This window comes from Burkholderia sp. BCC1996, assembly GCF_905339955.1.
Taxonomy (GTDB): domain Bacteria; phylum Pseudomonadota; class Gammaproteobacteria; order Burkholderiales; family Burkholderiaceae; genus Burkholderia.
Window position 1 is genome coordinate 343,578 of the sequence record NZ_CAJPHM010000001.1, and the last position, 18,264, is coordinate 361,841.

An 18,264-nucleotide genomic window follows, 5' to 3' on the forward strand; every position below is an offset into this window, starting at 1 on the left:
ATGGATCTGGCGCTCACCGACGAACAGGCGATGATCCGCGACGCGGCAGCCGACGTGCTCGCCGAGCGCAGCGCGTCGGCCGACGTGCGCCGCGCGATCGAGCAAGCGGCCGGCCGCGACGACGCGCTGTGGGCCGCGCTCGCGGGCGAGCTGGGCTGGAACGCGCTGGCGCTGCCGGAGGCGGCGGGCGGGATGGGGCTCGGCGCGGTCGAACAGACGCTGTTGATGGAGCAGCTTGGGCGGCGCGTCGCGTGCGTGCCGTATTTTTCGACCGCGTGCCTGGCGGCCACCGCGCTGGCCGGCTGCGATACGCCGGGCGCGACCGGCTGGCTCGCGAAGCTGGCCGAAGGCGCGTGCAGCGCGACGCTGGCATTGCCGCTCGAGCTTCCGGCCGGCGCGGGTCAACTGCCGGTCGTCGCTGAAGAAGCGGCGGGGGGTTACGCGCTGTCCGGAACGATCGAGCAGGTGATCGACGGTGCGCGCGCCGACCTGCTGATGATCCCGGCACGGATCGCGAACGAAGGGCAGGCGATCGGGGTGTTCGCGATCGACGTCGCGAAGGTGTCGGGCCTGTGCGTCACGCCGCTCGACACGCTCGACGCGACGCGGCCGATCGCGCGCGTCGTGCTCGACGAGGCCCGGGTGAGCCGCGACGCGTTGTTCGCGAGCGGCGGCGCTGCCGCGAAGTTGCTCGAACGCACCGCATGGTTCGCAGCGCTCGCGCTGGCCGCCGAACAACTCGGTGGCGCACAGCAATGCCTCGATCTCACGCTCGACTACACCGGCCAGCGCGTGCAGTTCGGCCGCGCGATCGCGTCGTTCCAGGCCGTCAAGCACCGCTGCGCGCAGATGATGGTGCTGATCGAATCCGCGCGCTCGGCCGTGCTCGGCGCCGCCCACGCGTGGGACGCGGAAGCCGGCAGCAGCACGCCCGGCGCTGCGCTGCGCGCCGACGTCGCGGCCGCAAAAGCCGCCGCCAACGATGCGTATGCGTTCTGCGCACAGGAGGCGATCCAGCTGCACGGCGGCGTCGGCTTCACGTGGGAATACGACCCGCATCTCTATTTCAAGCGCGCGCAGGCGTCGGGCGCGCAGTTCGGCAGCACGCCGCAACTGCTCGAATGGATCGCCAGCCAGGCGATCGACGGCGGCGCGTCGCAGCACGACGCGGTGCTCGCGTCGTCGTCGCCGTCGGCTTCGATCGCCACGCGTTCGTCCGCCGCGCGCACCGGAGCCCTCCAATGAACAGCGAAACGCGCGAACAGCAATTGCGGCACGAAGTCGCCGACTGGGTGCAGTCGCACCTGACCGGCGAATTCGCGTGCCTGAAGTACCGCGGCGGCCCCGGCGACGAGGAAGCGTTTCCCGAACTGCGCAAGGCGTGGGAACGGGAACTCGCGCAGGGCGGCTGGACCGGCCTCGGCTGGCCGACCGACGCGGGCGGCCGCGGCTTTTCGGTCGCCGAGCAGGTGATCTTCCACGAGGAATACGCGCGCGCCGGTGGCCCCGGGCGGATGGGGCACATCGGCGAAGGGCTGCTCGGCCCGACGCTCGTCGCGTGCGGCACCGACGACCAGCGCGCGCGCTTCCTGCCTGGAATTCTCGCCGGCACGCAGTTCTGGTGCCAGGGTTACTCGGAGCCGGGCGCGGGTTCGGACCTCGCGAACGTGCGCACGCGTGCCGAGCAGGACGCCGACGGTACCTGGCGCGTGCACGGCCAGAAGGTGTGGACGTCGCTCGCGCACGACTCCGACTGGATCTTCGTGCTTGCGCGCACCGATCCGGCATCGAAGGGCAACAAGGGGCTGTCGTTCCTGCTGATGCCGCTCGACCAGCCGGGCATCGAGATCCGCCCGATCAAGCAGCTCAACGGCGGCGCCGAATTCAACGAAGTGTTCTTCGACGGTGCGCGCGCGGAAGCTCGCGATCTCGTCGGCGCGCCGGGCGACGGCTGGCGGATCGCGATGACGCTGCTCGGCTTTGAGCGCGGCATGTCGACGCTCGGCCAGCAGATGCAATTCGTCCGCGAACTCGACTGGGTGATCGACGCCGCGCGCGAATCGGGCGCGGATCGCGACCCGGTGCTGCGCCAGCGGATCGGCCGCGCATGGGCCGGGCTGCGCGTGATGCGCTACAACGCGCTGCGGATGCTGTCGGGCGCGGACGACGCGAACGGCGCCACCGCGCCGCTGCGCCGCGAGGCGCTGATCTACAAGTATTTCTGGTCGAACTGGCACCGCGACCTCGGCCAGCTCGCGATGGATGCGCTCGGGCCGCGCGCGAACGTGATCGATCCGGCCGACGAGAAGCTCACCCATCTGCAGCGCGTGTTCCTGTTCTCCCGTGCGGACACGATCTACGCCGGCACCAACGAAATCCAGCTGAACATCATGGCCGAGCGCGGGCTCGGCATGCCCAGGGAACCGCGAGGAAACGCATGACCGAACCCCAGATCCAGAAAGCGCCGGCGTACGTGCCGGGCCACCAGCTGCTCGCCGGCAAATCGGTGCTGATCACGGCCGCCGCCGGCGCGGGCATCGGCTTCGCGGCCGCGCGCCGCTGCGCGGAGGAAGGCTGTCGCGCGCTGTTCATCTCCGACATCCACGAGAAGCGCCTCGAACAAGCGGTGGAGACGCTGCGCGCCGAAACGGGGCTGCAGCAGATCTACGGCCGCCTGTGCAACGTCGCGGTCGAGGACGACGTGCAGGCGCTCGTCGCGGACGCGCAGGACAAGCTCGACGGCGTCGACGTACTGTTCAACAACGCCGGGCTCGGCGGCGCGAAACGCATCGTCGAAATGGACGATGCCGAATGGTCGCGGGTGATCGACATTAGCCTGACCGGGACGTTCCGGATGACGCGCGCGATGCTGCCGCACATGCAGGCCCGCGGCCGCGGCGCGATCGTCAACAACGCATCGGTGCTCGGCTGGCGTGCGCAGGCGGAACAGGCGCACTACGCGGCGGCGAAGGCGGGCGTGATGGCGCTCACGCGCTGCGCGGCGCTCGAGGCGTCGCCTTACGGGGTGCGCATCAACGCGGTCGCGCCGAGCATCGCGATGCACGATTTTCTGAAGAAGTCGGCCCCGGCCGACCTGCTGAATCAACTGGCGTCGCGCGAAGCCTTCGGGCGCGCCGCCGAAGTCTGGGAGGTCGCGAACGTGATGGTGTTCCTTGCAAGCGATTACGCGTCGTACATGACGGGCGAAGTGCTGTCGGTCAGCAGCCAGCACGCATGATGAGCGCGACCCTCGACCCCGTGCGCGCGACGCCCCGCGTGTTCGCGCATCCCGGCGAACTCGCGGCGGCCGTCGGCGACACGCTCGGCGCGAGCGCCTGGCTCGCGATCGACCAGATCCGCATCGACGGCTTCGCCGACGCGACGGGCGACCACCAGTGGGTACACGTCGACCCGCTGCGCGCGAAGGACGGCCCGTTCGGCGCGTGCATCGCGCACGGCTACCTGACGCTGTCGCTCGTCAATTATTTCCTGCCGCAGATCGTGCGCATCGACGGCGCGCGGCTCGGCGTCAACTACGGCTGCGACAAGATCCGCTTCCCGGCGCCGGTGAAGGTCGGCGCGCGCGTGCGCGGCGTCGGCGAGCTGCTGCGCGTCGAGCCGCTCGACGGCGGCGTGCAGGCGTGGGTCCGCGTGACCGTCGAGATCGAAGGCGAGGCCAAGCCCGGCTGCGTCGCCGACACGATCAGCCGCTACTACTTCTAGTTTCGATTCAGAGAGCCAGCTCATGGAAGACGCAGTCATCGTTTCCGTCGCACGCACGCCGATCGGCAAGGCGTTTCGCGGCATGTTCAACGACACCGAGGCGCCAGCGCTGGGCGGCCACGTCGTGCGCGCGGCGCTCGAACGCGCGGGCGTCGCGCCGGCCGACGTCGACGACGTGCTGATCGGCTGCGCCGCGCAGCAGGGCACGCAGGGTTACAACATCGGCCGCCTGTCGGCCGCGGCGGCCGGCTTGCCGGCGTCGGTGCCCGGGATGTCGATCGACCGCATGTGCTCGTCGGGCCTGATGTCGATCGCGAGCGCCGCGCGCAGCATCGGCGCGGGCGATGCGCGGATCGTCGTCGCGGGCGGCGTCGAATCGATCTCGCTCACGCAGAACAAGCACAAGAACGGCTACCGCGCGCGTTCGCAGGCCGTGCTCGACCATCAGCCTGCCGCGTACATCGCGATGATGGAAACGGCCGAGATCGTGTCGCGCCGTTACGGCATCTCGCGTGCCGCGCAGGACGAATTCGCGCTGCAGAGCCACCAGCGCACGGCCGACGCGCAGGCGGCCGGCCGCTTCGACGCGGAAATCGCGCCGCTCGACGTGCGGCGCGCGCTGTTCGACAAGGAAGGCAATCCGACCGGCCACGAAGCCGTCCACGCGGCGCGCGACGAGGGCGTGCGCGCCGACACGACGGCCGAACGGCTCGCGGGGCTCAAGCCGTCGTGGAGCGGCGGCAAGGTCGTCGAGCAGGGCGAGTTCGTGACGGCCGGCAACGCGTCGCAGCTGTCGGACGGCGCGGCGGCGGTCGTCGTGATGTCGCGGGCCGAGGCGGAGCGTCGCGGACTGACGCCGCTCGGCACGTTCCGCGGGCTGGCCGTGGCCGGCTGCGAGCCGGACGAGATGGGCATCGGCCCGGTGTTCGCGATTCCGAAGCTGCTGGAACGTTTCGGGATGACCGTGCGCGACGTCGGGCTGTGGGAGCTGAACGAGGCGTTCGCGTGCCAGGCGCTGTATTGCCGCGACACGCTCGGCATCCCCGACGAGCGGCTGAACGTCGACGGCGGCGCGATCGCGCTCGGCCACCCGTTCGGGATGTCGGGCACGCGGATGACGATGCACGCGCTGCTCGAAGGCGCGCGCCGCGGCGTGCGGCATGCGGTCGTGACGATGTGCATCGGCGGCGGGATGGGTGCCGCCGCGCTGTTCGAGGTCGGCGCGTAACGACGCTCGAGCAAGGCTCACCGGCAGCCGAGCCGGCAGCCCGGTTCGGCTGCCATCCATTCGGGACCATTCGAGGCCGCGGCAACGACCGACGGCCCGGAGACTTGCAGCGGCAGGGCGAGCGCGTCGGCGCGGGCCCGGGCCGCTCGCAGAGAAGGAGACAAACCGATGAAACGTACTTTGCCAGGACTCGCGATGTCGGCGCTCGTGCTCGGCGCCGCGCTGTTCGCGTTCTCGCCGCGCCCGCTGCCGGCGTTCCCGGTCACCGCGATCCATGCGGACCGCCTGCAGATCAACGGGCTCGCCCGCGCCGGCACGCGCATCGTCGCGGTCGGCGAGCGCGGCGTGATCCTGTTGAGCGACGATGCGAGCGGCCGCTGGCGGCCGGCGTCGGTCACGCCGGACCAGGGATCGACGCTCACGCAGGTGAGCTTCGTCACGCCGACGCTCGGCATCGCGGTCGGTCACGACGGCCGGATCCTGCGCAGCGACGACGCGGGCGTGCACTGGCGCGAAGTTCATGGCGACAACGCGCATTCCGATCCGCTGCTGTCCGTGTGGGGAACCGCGAACGGCCCGCTGTTCGCGGCCGGCAGTTTCGGCCAGCTGCTGCGCTCGGACGATGCGGGGCTCACGTGGCAGCCGCTCAAGACACCGGCGGGCGACCGCCACCTGAACGCGATCGTCGGCGACGGCCACGGCGACCTGCTGATCGCAGGCGAGAGCGGCACGCTGCTGCGTTCGACCGACAACGGCGCGAGCTGGGACAAGGTGCCGTCGCCGTACCAAGGCTCGCTGTTCGGCGCGCTGATGCTCGCGAACGGCGACTGGGTCGCGTACGGCATGCGCGGCAACGTGTTGCGCAGCACCGATCGCGGCGCGACCTGGACGCACGTCGACAGCCACGTGCCGGTGTCGTATTTCGGCGCGACCCAGCTTGCCGACGGCGAACTCGTGCTGGTCGGGCAGGGCGGCGCGATCGTCGGGTCGAGCGACGGCGGCCTGACCTTCGACGTGCGCAAGCTCGGCGGCGTGCAGAGCCTCGCGGCCGTGCTCGACATGGGCCGCGGCGCGCTGCTGCTCGGGGGCGAGGCCGGCGTCGCGCCGCTCGCTGCGTCGCCGTCCTGATGCGCGGCCGCGGTCGCGTTGCCGCGCCGCCCGCATCGTCCGCATCGCCTGTTCCGTCCGTTCCGACACGAGAAATCCATGAACGACCTGTCACGCTCCACCGAAGCCGTTCCCGCGTCGCGCCTCGCCGCGTTCGTCGAGCGCTGCGCCGATACCATCATCCGGCAGCGCCGGCTGCTGATGCTGCTGTGCGTCGCGCTGACGCTCGCGCTCGGCCTGTCCGCGACGCGCCTGAAGCTCGATCCGGGCTTCAACAAGATGATCCCGATGCAGCACCCGTACATGCAGGTGTTCGAGCGCTATGCGGGCGCGTTCCCCGGCGCGAACACGATCCTCGTCAGCCTGCGCTGGAAGGGCGACGGCGACATCTACAACCAGACGTTCATGGACGCGCTGCGCCACGCGACCGACGACGTGTTCTTCATCCCCGGCGTGAACCGCTCGCGCGTGTTCTCGTTGTTCACGCCGAACGTGCACTACACCGAGGTGACGGAAGCCGGTTTTCGCGGCGACGTGGTCGTGCCCGGCCAGTTCTCGAGCGCGAACCCGGACGACCTCGCGAAGGTGCGCCGCAACGTCGCGCGCTCCGGGCAGATCGGCCGCCTGGTCGGCAACGACCTGAAGTCGGCGCTGATCCGCGCGGAGTTGCGCGAGACCGATCCGGCCACCGGCAAGCGGCTCGACTACAGCGCGGTCGCGCGCCAGCTCGAGGAAATCCGCGCGCGCTACGCGAAGCAGGACATCGACGTGAACATCATCGGCTTCGCGAAGCTGGTCGGCGACGTCGAAGCTGGGATCGCCGGCGTGATGGCGTTCTTCGCGCTCGCGTTCCTCGTGACGGCCGCACTGCTGTTCGCCTATACGCGCTCGCTGAAGACGACCGTGCTCGCGCTCGTCGTCGCGCTGCTGCCGGTCGTCTGGCTGCTCGGCGCGTTGCCGCTGCTCGGGCTCGGCATCGATCCGATGTCGATCCTCGTGCCGTTCCTGATCTTCTCGATCGGCGTGTCGCACGCGGTGCAGATGACCAATGCGTGGAAGCAGGCGCTGGTGCGCGGCGCATCGTCGGCGGAGGCCGCGCGCGACGCGTTCCGCAAGCTGTTCGTGCCGGGCACGGTCGCGCTGCTGACCAACGCGCTCGGCTTCATGGTGATCATGCGGATCAAGATCGACATCGTGCGCGAGCTCGGCATCACCGCGTGCCTCGGCGTGCTGCTGATGATCGTCACCAACAAGGTGTTCCTGCCGATCCTGCTGTCGTACACGCGCCTCGAGCGCGGCACGCTCGCGCGGGCGCAGCGCACCGCGGCGGCCGGCGGAAGCCCGATGTGGTCGCGCTTCGCGCTGTTCGCGCGCCCGGCGCCCGCGCTCGGCGTGTTCGCCGTCGCGCTCGCGCTGCTCGCGTACGGCACGCTCGAGTCGCGCAGGCTCGAGATCGGCGACATCGGCACCGGCGCGCCGGAGCTGCGCGCGAACTCGCGCTACAACGTCGACAACGCGGCGATCACGCACCAGTACAACATCGGCGTCGACGTGCTGTCGGTGATCGTCGAGACGACCGGTTTCGACGACGCCTGCCTGCATTACCCGGTGATGAGCGCGATCGAGAAGTTCGAGATGAACATGCGCGGCGTGGCCGGCGTGCAGTCGGTGACGAGCGTCGCGTCGCAGGGCAAGGTGTTCATCGCCGCGTTCAACGAAGGCAATCCGCGCTGGGCCGCGCTGCCGCGCTCCAGCGACGGGCTCACGCAGGGTTCCAACGCGTTCGACCCCGACAACGGGATGAACACCGCGAACTGCAAGGCGATCCAGGTGCTGATCTACACGAAGAACCACGAAGGCACGACCATCGCGCACATCGTCGACGAGATCAAGCGCTACGCGGCCGAGAACCCGACGCCGAACGTCGCGTTCCGGCTCGCGGGCGGCAACGTCGGCGTGATGGCCGCGACCAACGAGGCGGTCGGCGACGCGGAGGTCGCGATGCTGCTGTCGATCTTCGGTGCGATCGCGCTGCTGTGCGCGGTCACGTTCCGCTCGTGGCGCGCGGTGCTGTGCATCATCGTGCCGCTCACGCTGGTGTCGATCCTGTGCAACGCGGTGATGGCGCGGCTCGGCATCGGGCTGAAGGTCGCGACGCTGCCGGTGATCACGCTCGGTGTCGGCGTCGGCGTCGACTACGGGATCTACCTGTACGAACGCCTGCAGCACGACCTGCGCCACGGCGCGACGCTGCCCGACGCATTCGCCGACGCGATGCGCCAGCGCGGCACCGCGGCGCTGTTCACGGCCGTCACGATGTTCATCGGAGTCGGCACGTGGGCGTTCTCCGCGCTGAAGTTCCAGGTCGACATGGGCGTGCTGCTCGCGTTCATGTTCCTCGTGAACCTGTTCGGCGCGGTGTTCCTGCTGCCCGCGCTGGCCGCGTGGCTCGGCGTCGAGCGCGCCGAGCGCCGCGTGGCGCAACTGACGCAGCCGTCCGCGTCGTCTGCGCCGTCTGCGCCGGCACCCGCGCGCGAACCGACGCGCGCGCTCGAACCCGGCAATCCGGCGCGCTGAACGACGCGCCCCCGAACCCATTACCCCGGTGCGCGGCGGGCCGCCGCGCGTTCCCCAAAGAGGAGTCAACCCACATGTCCGCACGCCCTTACAAGATCGAAGCCCAGCCGCTCGCGCAGCGCTATGCGCGCGGCTGGCACTGCCTCGGCCTCGCCCGCGACTACAAGGACGGCAAGCCGCACACGCTGAACATCTTCGGCCGCAAGCTCGCCGCGTTCGCCGATTCGACCGGCAAGATCAACGTCGTCGACGCGTACTGCCCACACATGGGCGCCGACCTGAGCCTCGGCACGGTCGAAGGCGACAACCTCGTCTGCCCGTTCCACGGCTGGGCGTGGAACGGCGCAGGGCAGTGCGCGTCGATTCCGTATTGCAAGCGGATTCCGCCGAAGGCGCGCATCGGCGCGTGGCCGACCTGCGAGGAAAACAACCTGCTGTTCGTGTGGAACGACCCGGAAGGCAATGCGCCGCCGCCGGAAGTCGCGATTCCGAGGCTCGACGTGTGCTTCTCCGACGAATGGTCGGACTGGGTCGTCGACAAGATGGTGATCAACGCGAACTGCCGCGAGCTGGTCGACAACATCTCGGACGTCGCGCACTTCGCGACCGTGCACCACGCGCCGATCGACTATTTCGCGAACCTGTTCGAGGATCACAAGGCGACGCAGCTGATGGTCGGCCGCAGCGAGAAGCTCGGCGGTGACAGCCTGACCGCGCTGTCGACGTATTTCGGGCCGGCCGTGCACATCACGCAGATGACGGGGCAGAGCGGCGGGCAGCCGATCCATTCGGTGCTGCTGAACTGCCACGTGCCGATCGACATGAACAGTTTCGAGCTGCGCTACGGCGTGATCGTGAAGAAGGTGGCCGGCCTGAGCGACGCGCAGAACCTGGAGATCGCGAACGCTTACGTGAAGGAAGCGCAGCGCGCGTTCTACGAGGACGTCGACATCTGGCACAGCAAGACGCGGATCGACAACCCGCTGCTGTGCGAAGGCGACGGGCCGCTGTACCAGATGCGCGACTGGTATTCGCAGTTCTATCTGGACGCGGCCGACGTGCGGCCGTCGAGCGTCGCGCGCAAGTCGTTCGAGATGAAGATCCGCGACGGCGAGACGCCGCCGGCGCTGCATCACGTGTTCGAACCGCAGTAATGCAATAGCGCAGTCACGGCGCGGCGTGGCGAGTGGCGGGAAAAATGGGGGCGTATCGCTACGCCTCCGATTGCCGCAAACGCCCGCCGGACAAGGCGGCGCATGCTGCCGCGCGCACGCGTCGCATCGAAAGGACTTGACGGATCGGCTTGCACCGCGTAGTGTCCGAGACCGAAGTCTTCAAGAAGCTCGATTGCTCATCATTGGCCGCACGGCGTGCGGCAGTCGTTGGTCTCTCCCTCTTTGATTCTTTCTGTGCCCGTCACGGGCGCATGTTCATTTCATTCGTATTAAGGAAGTATTTGTGGATACCGGTACCGTCAAGTGGTTCAACGAAACCAAGGGCTTTGGTTTCATCTCCCCGGACAACGGCGGCGACGATCTGTTCGCCCATTTCTCTGAAATCCGCGGCACGGGTTTCAAGACCCTGGCCGAAGGCCAGAAGGTCAGCTACGAAGTGAAGCGCGGCCCGAAGGGTCTGCAAGCGTCGAACATCACGCCGCAGTAAGCCGTATCGGCACCGGTCGCCAAGCGGCGGCCGCTGCCGGACGGATCTCGCGCGGAGGCCGGCCCGAGCCGGCGTCCAGCGCGTTCCGACGCACACGACCGATGCATCGCGGCATTCACGATGCATCGGTCGTGTGCTTCCCTCATCCATCGCACGTCCGTACGACGTGCGATCCAACGCCCTCGCGACGCGTTCGCCGTGTCGCCAGCGGCCCATGCTGCAACCCGAGTAGACCGTCGCCATGCCGCACGCGGCGCGGTCCCGACTTTGCGCGGTGCCGATTGCATCGCCGCCACTGACCGCCCGACCGCCGCAACGCGCCGGGCTCCGATTGCAAGGCGGGCCCGTCGCCCGCCTGAACGAATTGATACCCGGCATCCTGCCGGCCGCCGTCCCGTTGCGGGACACGGCGCCGGTGGCTCGCCGCGGCCGCGGTCACTCACTTGTCTGGAGGAATTGGTTTGGCAAAAGAAGAACTGCTGGAACTGGACGGAATCGTCGACGAAGTGCTGCCGGACAGCAAATACCGTGTCACGCTGGAAAACGGCGTCGTGGTCGGCGCGTATGCGTCGGGCCGCATGCGCAAGAACCACATCCGCATTCTCGCGGGTGACCGTGTGACGCTGGAACTGTCGGTGTACGACCTGACGAAGGGGCGCATCAACTTCCGCCACAAGGACGCGAATTCGCCGCGTCCGCCGCGCACCGGGCAACCGCGTCGCTAAGCAGTAGCGATCGGACGGCGCAACGCCGTACCGATCGAAACCCGTCCGGCCCGGTCATGCGGCCGGGCACACCGGATGGACGGCGCAGTTCGCGCCGTTCGCCGGTCTGGTTCGCGGATTCGACGTCGGCGAGCCATCTTCGACGAGCGCCGGTCCATAGCGCGCGCTCCGCTCCCATCCAGTTGTACGCATCCACGTATCGCACCGCGCGTTTCAATTTCGAAACGTGCCGATGCGTCGGCACAGCGGCGTGCTCGGTCCGCTCGTGACGGTGACGCCACCACCCGGTCGTCGGGCGCGCGTGATGGCGGTAATCAACATGGGCCGATGCATGAGAGACGCAGGCCTGTATCAACGCTGCAACACATTCATTCGCCCGACGGGCCCATCTCCGTATTTTTCGGTTTCAACGCGCCTTGCGCACCCGACCCGCATTGGTGGCATGCCACTTGCAGCGGGGATGTGCCTGCCGGCGCATGATTTCATGGAAACCGCCGTGGGTGACCGTAACGTGGCGCACGGCGTCTTCGGGGGAAGACCCGTCGCGTGATCTACGGTTCGGTCGTGCGTTTCTCCGTCGCGACAAGACGCATTCGAGTTGGCCTTTCCTTGCCGGCCGGCGACGGGCGTGATCGAACTTCACGACGGGAAACGTTACAAGAACAACCGGTCGGCGTCTGGGGCCCAGAGTCATGACATTCACGTTCACGCTGGTCGATCTCGCCGGCTCGATTGCGCTGGTGCTGCTCGGGACGCAAATGCTTCAGACCGGCATGCAGCGCGCGTTCGGCGCTGGCCTGCGGTCGCTGCTGGAACGGGCGCTTTTCGGGCGACTCCCTGCCTTCTTCGGCGGCATGGGCGTAACAGCGGTGCTGCAGAGCAGTACGACGACCACGGTCATGACGAGCGAACTCGCCGCGCAGGGGCGCGTCGGCCTTGTCCCGGCATTGGCCGTCGTGCTCGGCGCGAACGTGGGCACGACGTTGCTCGTGCAGGTGCTTTCGTTCGAAGTCAGCGCCGTGTCGCCCGCCCTGATCCTCGTTGGCGTGCTGATGTTCCGCAAGGTATCGAACACTTGCGCTCATGAACTGGGGCGCACGCTCATCGGCCTGGGCCTGTTGCTGCTCGCACTGCATCATCTGCAGGAGTTGATGACGGACTACGAGGATGCGCCGAATCTTCGGATGTTGCTGAGCGACGCATCCACGATACCGCTGATCGACGTCCTGCTGGCGGCCGGCCTGGCCTGGGCCGCCGATTCGAACGTCGCGATCGTGCTCCTGATCATGTCGCTGTGCGCGCAAAACGTCATTCCCCCCGATACGGCTTTCGCACTGGTGCTGGGTGCCAACCTGGGCGTGGCCATCCGCCCGGTGCTGGAGGAGACCGCGACACACGATCCTGCCTCCCGATGCGTGCCGGTCGGCATGCTGCTCATTCTGTCGGCCGGCGTGGTGATTGCGCTTGTCGCACTGACGGCGATCGGTTGCGTCATGGTCAGGATCGAACCGGACAACGGGCGGGTGGTGGCCGATTTCCATACGCTGTTCAACCTGTCGCTGGCCGGCCTGTTCCTGCCGCTGCTGGTCCCGTACGCCGACCTGCTGACCCGACTGCTTCCTTCGCTCGTGAAGGTCTCGGCCGCGTCCCGATCGCAGTACGCCGATCCGCTCGCGGAACAGGCGCCCGGGATCACGCTCGGCATGGAGGCCCGTGATGTGCTTCCCGTCGTCGACACGCGATACGGGATACGTTCACGAGCCCGTGCCGCATCGATCGCCCGTGCCGGAGCGTCGGTCATGGAAGTCCGTACCCACGACGACGTTCTCGACAATGTCAGGATTGCGCCCCGGACACCGCTGACGCGCCCCGATGCCGGACAACTTGCCGGCTACGAGGGACGGCACCGGCATGCAGGCGAGGACCGGCTACAGGAGGACCCGCGTCATCGCATCGAAATCGGGAAATCCGCCGGCCATACGGTCGAGCACCTTGGCGCCGACGGCAACGTGCAGACGTACTACCCGGCGAAGTCGCTGTGGCTCACCCTGCAGGACATCCAGGTCGTCAGGCGCCTGGAGCCGGCCGGCGGGACAACGCACTCGACGCTTTCGACCTATGTCCAGGGGACGGCGAGTCTGGACGACTGCTGTCTGTCGATCATGGGTGACGTGCAGAACAGCACGCGCACGATACACATCACCTTCGCGGCTCGCGAGATCGGCCAGCCTGAACGGCACGGCCTTCGCGAATTGCAGGACGAACTGGGCATCACCCATTCGGACGATCCGCTTGGCACGGCACGGCTCGGCTACAACGAGTCCGATGACGAGATGCAGGAACCGGCTCAGTGGTGGGCATGGTGCGACGTGCCGGCGAGCAGCATGCAGGCACTTGCCGACGGCGTCGAGGCGGGGCAGGTCACAGCCGTCAAGGCCGGGCTGTGCCTGCGGGACGTCTACACGTCGATCCCGCCCGGTGCCGTGCTGGCGGGGGGATTGCACGCGTTCCTGAGACCCGGTGAGGACGGCAACGCATTGAAGGCGGCGCCGACCGCCAGCGGATACGTCGTGTATCTCGCCATCGATCTCCCGAAGGTCAGTCTGCCGGGAGATGGCCGGTCAGCGCGGATGCCGCTGCGCACGGACGACGGAAATCCCGTCGTGGCGCTGACGGAAAGGCTCGACAAGGTGTTCACCGGTTTGAAGTGGCTCGCTGCGCTGGTCGCGATCCTGGTTGTCGTGCTTCTGAGCAAGGGGCGGTGACAACAAGGAAGCAGCGGGCTGCCGATCGCGTGGCGGCCGATTCGGCTACCGGCTCCGAATCACTGCATCAAGCGTGCGCAATGCTCGAGCGGCCGCGTCTCGCAGGAAATCTTCGACGAACGGCTCGCACAGTGGTGTGAGAGGGCTGAGGGGGGCTCCTCACCCTACTTGATCGACGGCCATATTGGTTTTCGGGATCAGGCGTCACCGGTCACGGGGTCAGAACGATCACCATCGCAACATCGGAGCCGACAGCGTCGCGCCTGCGCCAGCGACCCGATCAACGAAATTCGCTCGTTTGTCGTTCTCGGCACAATGAGGCCACTGTTTGCAATGCTGAATTTCCATGATCGAATCCGGCCGCCGCCGTACTATTGAGGCCTGCGAACGATTCTATTCGGCCGGGGATTTCGATTTAGTACTGGTACTAGTGTCCAATTTGTTTCAAAGTGGTAATTATCGACTTAATCTCAAAATCAAAATAATCGCCATTCGTTTTCGTGTTGACGCATTGAGTTTGGAAAAATAGAATTTTTCGTTGACCCGGATGGTTTCGGTTTTTTCTTTGGCCTCGATTCTCTCGCGTGGAATGTCTCAAGTGACGATGGCGGATCATTCCGCCTTCGTGGATTTGCTTGGCAAATATTATTTGAGTTTTTGATTTTTAAGATTCGATCGAATCGTCGGATTGATTTTCAATGGTCCGGTCGTGTCCATTCACATTGAAACGATGGAAGTACACCAATGGATGAAAGAAAAGAGTCTCCGGCGGCAACAGCATCGAATATCTACTTCGGTCCTTCCGCGCAGAGAAAATGGCTGGGACGTGGTCCGGTGCGCGATGTCGACGTCGTGCTGCTGACACATCCGCGCGACCGCGCTGACGTTGCGCGGATGTTCCCTTGGGCAGACATGCTCGACGGCGACGCGCTCGCAGATTTGCTGGACTGTCTGCAGCCCGTCTACGGCGAGATCATCGAGGCGCAGGACATCAACATTGGCATCCTGTTTCTGCCGATTCTCGCGGAAGACATGATCGACCCGAGAAAGCGCGCATCCAGCCGCAGCCGCATGGAGAAGGAGGGGTTGACCAAGGCGGCCGCTATGGGCGCGCGGCATGTCTGTCTGGGTGGACTAACCGGGGCACTGACGAATTACGGACGCCGCATCGAAGCGCGCTCGAAGGAACTCGGTCTCGAATTGACGACCGGCCATGCGGTGACGTCGGTCTCGATCGTCCGCCAGTTCGACAAGGCGCTGTCCGAGTCGGGATTGAACGGAGGCGACGCCGTCCTCGCCATTCTCGGCGCCGGCAGCGTGGGTGCGGGGGTGGCCAGGCTGCTGGCGCATTCGCCCCGGGCAACTCGGCCCGCGGAATTGATCCTCGTCGACACGCTGCAGCAGCGGGACAGGGTTCGCGCTCTCGCGGAGGAAGTGGCGGCAGGTTCTCCGATGCGGGTATCGGTCGAGGTGCTTCCGACGCGTTACGCGTTGCCGGACGACAGCAGGTGCTATCTCGATGCCAACGTCATTGTCAGCGCGGTCAGCACGCCTTCCATCCTCGATATCGACCTCGTGCGCGCCGGTACGATCCTGCTCGATGACAGCCAGCCCTATTGCTGGGATCGCGACGCGGCGTGGGCGCGTGTGCGGGCGCGTGGCGACATCCTCCCGTGCGACGCAGGGCTTGTCGATGTAGGCGAGATCGCATACCGGTCGTTCTTCCCGTTCGATTTCGCCGACGACGTCGGACACGGCAGCGTCGTTTCATGGTCGTGCCTCGCCGAAGGGTTGTTACGCGCGAGCCTGCCGCGGCTTGCAAGCAATATCGGCGAGGCCGATACGGCGCAGTTGCTTGCCTACGAGCGCGCGTTCGATGACATGAAGTTCGGGATTCCGCCGCTCCAGTGCGGTAAGCATGTGCTCGATGTCGCCGCTTTCCGCCGCTTTCTAGGCAATGCGGCCGGACCCTCCGGCGCGCGGGGAGGTCGTTCGTGAAGACGATCCCGATCCATCGCGGATGCACCCGCTGCGGGATGCCGTTGCGTTACGACGCGCTGATGAACGGCACCGACGCCGACGAGATCGTGGCATCCGGGCTGTGCACACACTGTTCGGGCATGCAATCCGACCGGCGCGCGGAGTACGAACCGGATGCGGATCACGAATGGTTGCTCGATTCGATCATTTCCGCCGCCGACGGCGAGCGCACGTGGCGTCACAAGGCGCTCTCGGTCGCGAAACGCCTGCCGTTCGTTGGCGACGCCAGCCTCGGGACGGCAGCGGCCATGCTCGATTCGATTCCGGCGCGTGAGCCACGTTCGACCTATTCCGCGATGGTGCTCTACAGCGGCGGCAAGGATAGTACCTACATGCTGGTTCAACTCGCCGAGAAAGGGGTGAACGTTTGTGCGTGGATGCTGGATCCCGGCTACCAGTCGCCGCAAACCCTCGAGAGCGCGCGGCGCGTTACCGCGAAGCTTGGTATTCCACTGGTGATCGAACGTCCCGACAAGGCGCTCACGGATGCGCTGTTCCGATCGGGATTCTCGATCGACGGGAACTCGGATGTCGATCTGCAGAAAGGCGCCATGACGTACGGCTCCGCGTGCTGGCCGTGCTTTTCGCTGATCGCGGTCAGCGCGAGCGCATTCGCGAATCGCCATCGCATTCCGCTTTGTTTCATCGGCACGCAAAAGGGGCAGAACCGGTTGAATCTCGAGGGTGCCGGCGTGTTGTCGGCGCGCGCATTGCCGAAAGTGAACGATCTCGTCGCCAAGTTCGTGCAGCCGTTTCGGAAAGCGATTCCGGACCACGCGGGCTCGCTGGACGCCGATCCCGACGACATCAGGTTTCCGACCGTGCTCGTCCCGTACTACGAACTCGTGCGCAAGCCGGAGCGGGAGGCCCAGATTGCTCATATCGAGCGATATGACTGGATTCTCCCGAAGAACACGGGCGCGTGCAGTTCGAACTGCATGATCAACGAACTGGGTCGGGCGGTCATGCGTTCGCGATTCGGTTTCGATCTGTATCAGGTGATCGACGCGAACGAGCGTCGGCTCGGGCACGCCCCGGACCAGGCGGCGTCCGGCTCGCCCGATCCGGCCATCGTGCGTCTCGGTGCAACGATGCTCGGCTTGAGTGAGCAGGAGGCCGCCGAACTCGGCGTGGCGATTCGAAAGGGCAATCACGATGCGTAACCTGAGCGAAACCGAAACCTACTCCTTTACCGATCACATCCTGAGCCGCGCCGTCTTCGCGCTGTCGCGCGTCGTGGGTGTGAAGAACATCACTCGGCCGTTCTGGAATCGCTGGAGGGCGGCGCTGTTCGACCAGAACACGCTGGATCGCTTTCTTGCCGCGATGCACGGTCTCTCGGACTGGCCGACGAAGGGCATGGCATTTCTGCAAGGCGAGATTCGGCAGGTCGAGGCAATGCTGCCGCGGATGTCCGACGAGGAGGCCATCGCACACTACCGGCGTCTGTCGTTCCTCGCTCATCTGGTTCAGTGGGGTTGCCTGCCGCTTTCGGATGCAAAGACGATCGCATATCGGCACTGTCGTGACTTCTACGTCGAGGCAGAACGTCGGGCATTCGGCGCGCGATTCGCCCGCCTGCGTATCGACTGGCAACACAATCCGATGTGGGCGAACCTGCATTTGCCGCAGATGCCGTTGTCGTCGCGGAAGAGTCCATTGGTCGTCATCGTACACGGCATGGACGACGTCAAGGAGGAGCATCTCGCGAGCGAACTGCTGTTTATGGAAGCGGGTTTTGCCGTACTGTGCATCGATGGTCCCGGGCAAGGCGAATCGTTCCTGATCGACGGCACGACGTGGCCCGAGAACTTCGACGAGGCGATCGTCGCGGCCGTCGACGCGTTGAGCAGCCATCCGCAGATCGACACCGAAGGCTATGCCATCGCCGGCATCAGTTGGGGCGGCATGTGGGCCTACAAGATCGCGGCGGCCGACGCGCGTGTCAGCGCGATTCTCGATCTGGGTGGCCCCGTCGACGCGCGTGACTACAACAAGCTGCCATTCTTCCTGAAAAGCAAGTTTTGCCAGATTCTCGGCATCACGTCGCTCGAGGATGCCCGGGCGGCGGCGGACCATTTCGCCATCCGCGACGTCAAGATGCTTGGCAAGATCCGCGCCCGCGTCCATATCGTTCATGGCGGACGCGACCCGCTTGTGTCGGTCGCGGACAAGACATGGCTGCGCGATACGTTGAACGGGCTCGGGCTGACCGACGGCATCAAGCTGACGCTATTCGACGACGGGGACCATTGCTGCACGCAATACGTGACGGAAATCCGGCGTGCGGCTGCCGCCGAGTTTCTCGACGCCTACACGCAGCGAACCGGCGCGCGATGCCCGCCGGACCGTCGATTGCCGACCGCGTAATCGGTCGTCGCATACCACCGTGCAACATTCGGTTTCTTCACTATGGAACGCATCACGCTTACGCCTC

Annotated in this window: 14 protein-coding genes; all 14 read left to right on the top strand. The window is 66.6% G+C overall.

What is annotated here, in order from left to right:
• The 14 genes from U4Z64_RS01515 to U4Z64_RS01580 all read left to right on the top strand — a co-directional run bounded on the left by U4Z64_RS01515 (position 1) and on the right by U4Z64_RS01580 (position 18,197).
• Complete coding sequence (locus tag U4Z64_RS01515; protein ID WP_321819038.1) at positions 1-1,245, top strand: acyl-CoA dehydrogenase family protein; 1,245 nt, start codon at positions 1-3, stop codon at positions 1,243-1,245.
• Positions 1,242-2,441, top strand: a complete 1,200-nt coding sequence (locus tag U4Z64_RS01520) for an acyl-CoA dehydrogenase family protein (RefSeq protein WP_321819039.1) — start codon at positions 1,242-1,244, stop codon at positions 2,439-2,441. Before U4Z64_RS01515 ends, U4Z64_RS01520 begins: the two co-directional genes overlap by 4 nt.
• Positions 2,438-3,238: an SDR family oxidoreductase gene (locus U4Z64_RS01525; protein WP_321819040.1), complete on the top strand. Its 801-nt coding sequence runs from the start codon at positions 2,438-2,440 to the stop codon at positions 3,236-3,238. Before U4Z64_RS01520 ends, U4Z64_RS01525 begins: the two co-directional genes overlap by 4 nt.
• Positions 3,238-3,723: a MaoC family dehydratase gene (locus U4Z64_RS01530; protein WP_321819120.1), complete on the top strand. Its 486-nt coding sequence runs from the start codon at positions 3,238-3,240 to the stop codon at positions 3,721-3,723. Before U4Z64_RS01525 ends, U4Z64_RS01530 begins: the two co-directional genes overlap by 1 nt.
• Before the next feature lie 22 nt (positions 3,724-3,745).
• Positions 3,746-4,951, top strand: coding sequence for an acetyl-CoA C-acyltransferase (locus U4Z64_RS01535; RefSeq protein ID WP_321819041.1), 1,206 nt, complete (start codon positions 3,746-3,748; stop codon positions 4,949-4,951).
• A 168-nt stretch (positions 4,952-5,119) separates the two neighbouring features.
• Positions 5,120-6,079 (top strand): sialidase, encoded by a 960-nt coding sequence (locus U4Z64_RS01540; protein WP_321819042.1) that lies wholly within the window; start codon positions 5,120-5,122, stop codon positions 6,077-6,079.
• A gap of 78 nt (positions 6,080-6,157) precedes the next feature.
• A complete protein-coding gene (locus U4Z64_RS01545) occupies positions 6,158-8,635 on the top strand; it encodes an efflux RND transporter permease subunit (protein WP_321819043.1) in 2,478 nt (825 codons plus the stop codon).
• A gap of 74 nt (positions 8,636-8,709) precedes the next feature.
• Entirely contained in the window at positions 8,710-9,789 is a 1,080-nt protein-coding gene (locus tag U4Z64_RS01550) for a Rieske 2Fe-2S domain-containing protein (RefSeq protein WP_321819044.1), read from the top strand.
• 304 nt (positions 9,790-10,093) lie between these two features.
• Positions 10,094-10,297, top strand: coding sequence for a cold-shock protein (locus U4Z64_RS01555; RefSeq protein ID WP_006751843.1), 204 nt, complete (start codon positions 10,094-10,096; stop codon positions 10,295-10,297).
• Positions 10,298-10,758: 461 nt separating this feature from the next.
• Positions 10,759-11,022 carry a translation initiation factor IF-1 gene (infA, locus tag U4Z64_RS01560; protein ID WP_011355053.1) on the top strand — a complete coding sequence of 88 codons (264 nt, stop codon included), beginning with the start codon at positions 10,759-10,761 and terminating at the stop codon, positions 11,020-11,022.
• 692 nt (positions 11,023-11,714) lie between these two features.
• Positions 11,715-13,787, top strand: a complete 2,073-nt coding sequence (locus tag U4Z64_RS01565) for a Na/Pi symporter (RefSeq protein WP_321819045.1) — start codon at positions 11,715-11,717, stop codon at positions 13,785-13,787.
• A gap of 744 nt (positions 13,788-14,531) precedes the next feature.
• Positions 14,532-15,785, top strand: coding sequence for a hypothetical protein (locus U4Z64_RS01570; protein ID WP_321819046.1), 1,254 nt, complete (start codon positions 14,532-14,534; stop codon positions 15,783-15,785).
• Complete coding sequence (locus U4Z64_RS01575) at positions 15,782-16,990, top strand: phosphoadenosine phosphosulfate reductase family protein (protein ID WP_321819047.1); 1,209 nt, start codon at positions 15,782-15,784, stop codon at positions 16,988-16,990. Before U4Z64_RS01570 ends, U4Z64_RS01575 begins: the two co-directional genes overlap by 4 nt.
• Positions 16,983-18,197: an alpha/beta hydrolase family protein gene (locus U4Z64_RS01580; protein WP_321819048.1), complete on the top strand. Its 1,215-nt coding sequence runs from the start codon at positions 16,983-16,985 to the stop codon at positions 18,195-18,197. Before U4Z64_RS01575 ends, U4Z64_RS01580 begins: the two co-directional genes overlap by 8 nt.
• Positions 18,198-18,264: the final 67 nt, after the last annotated feature.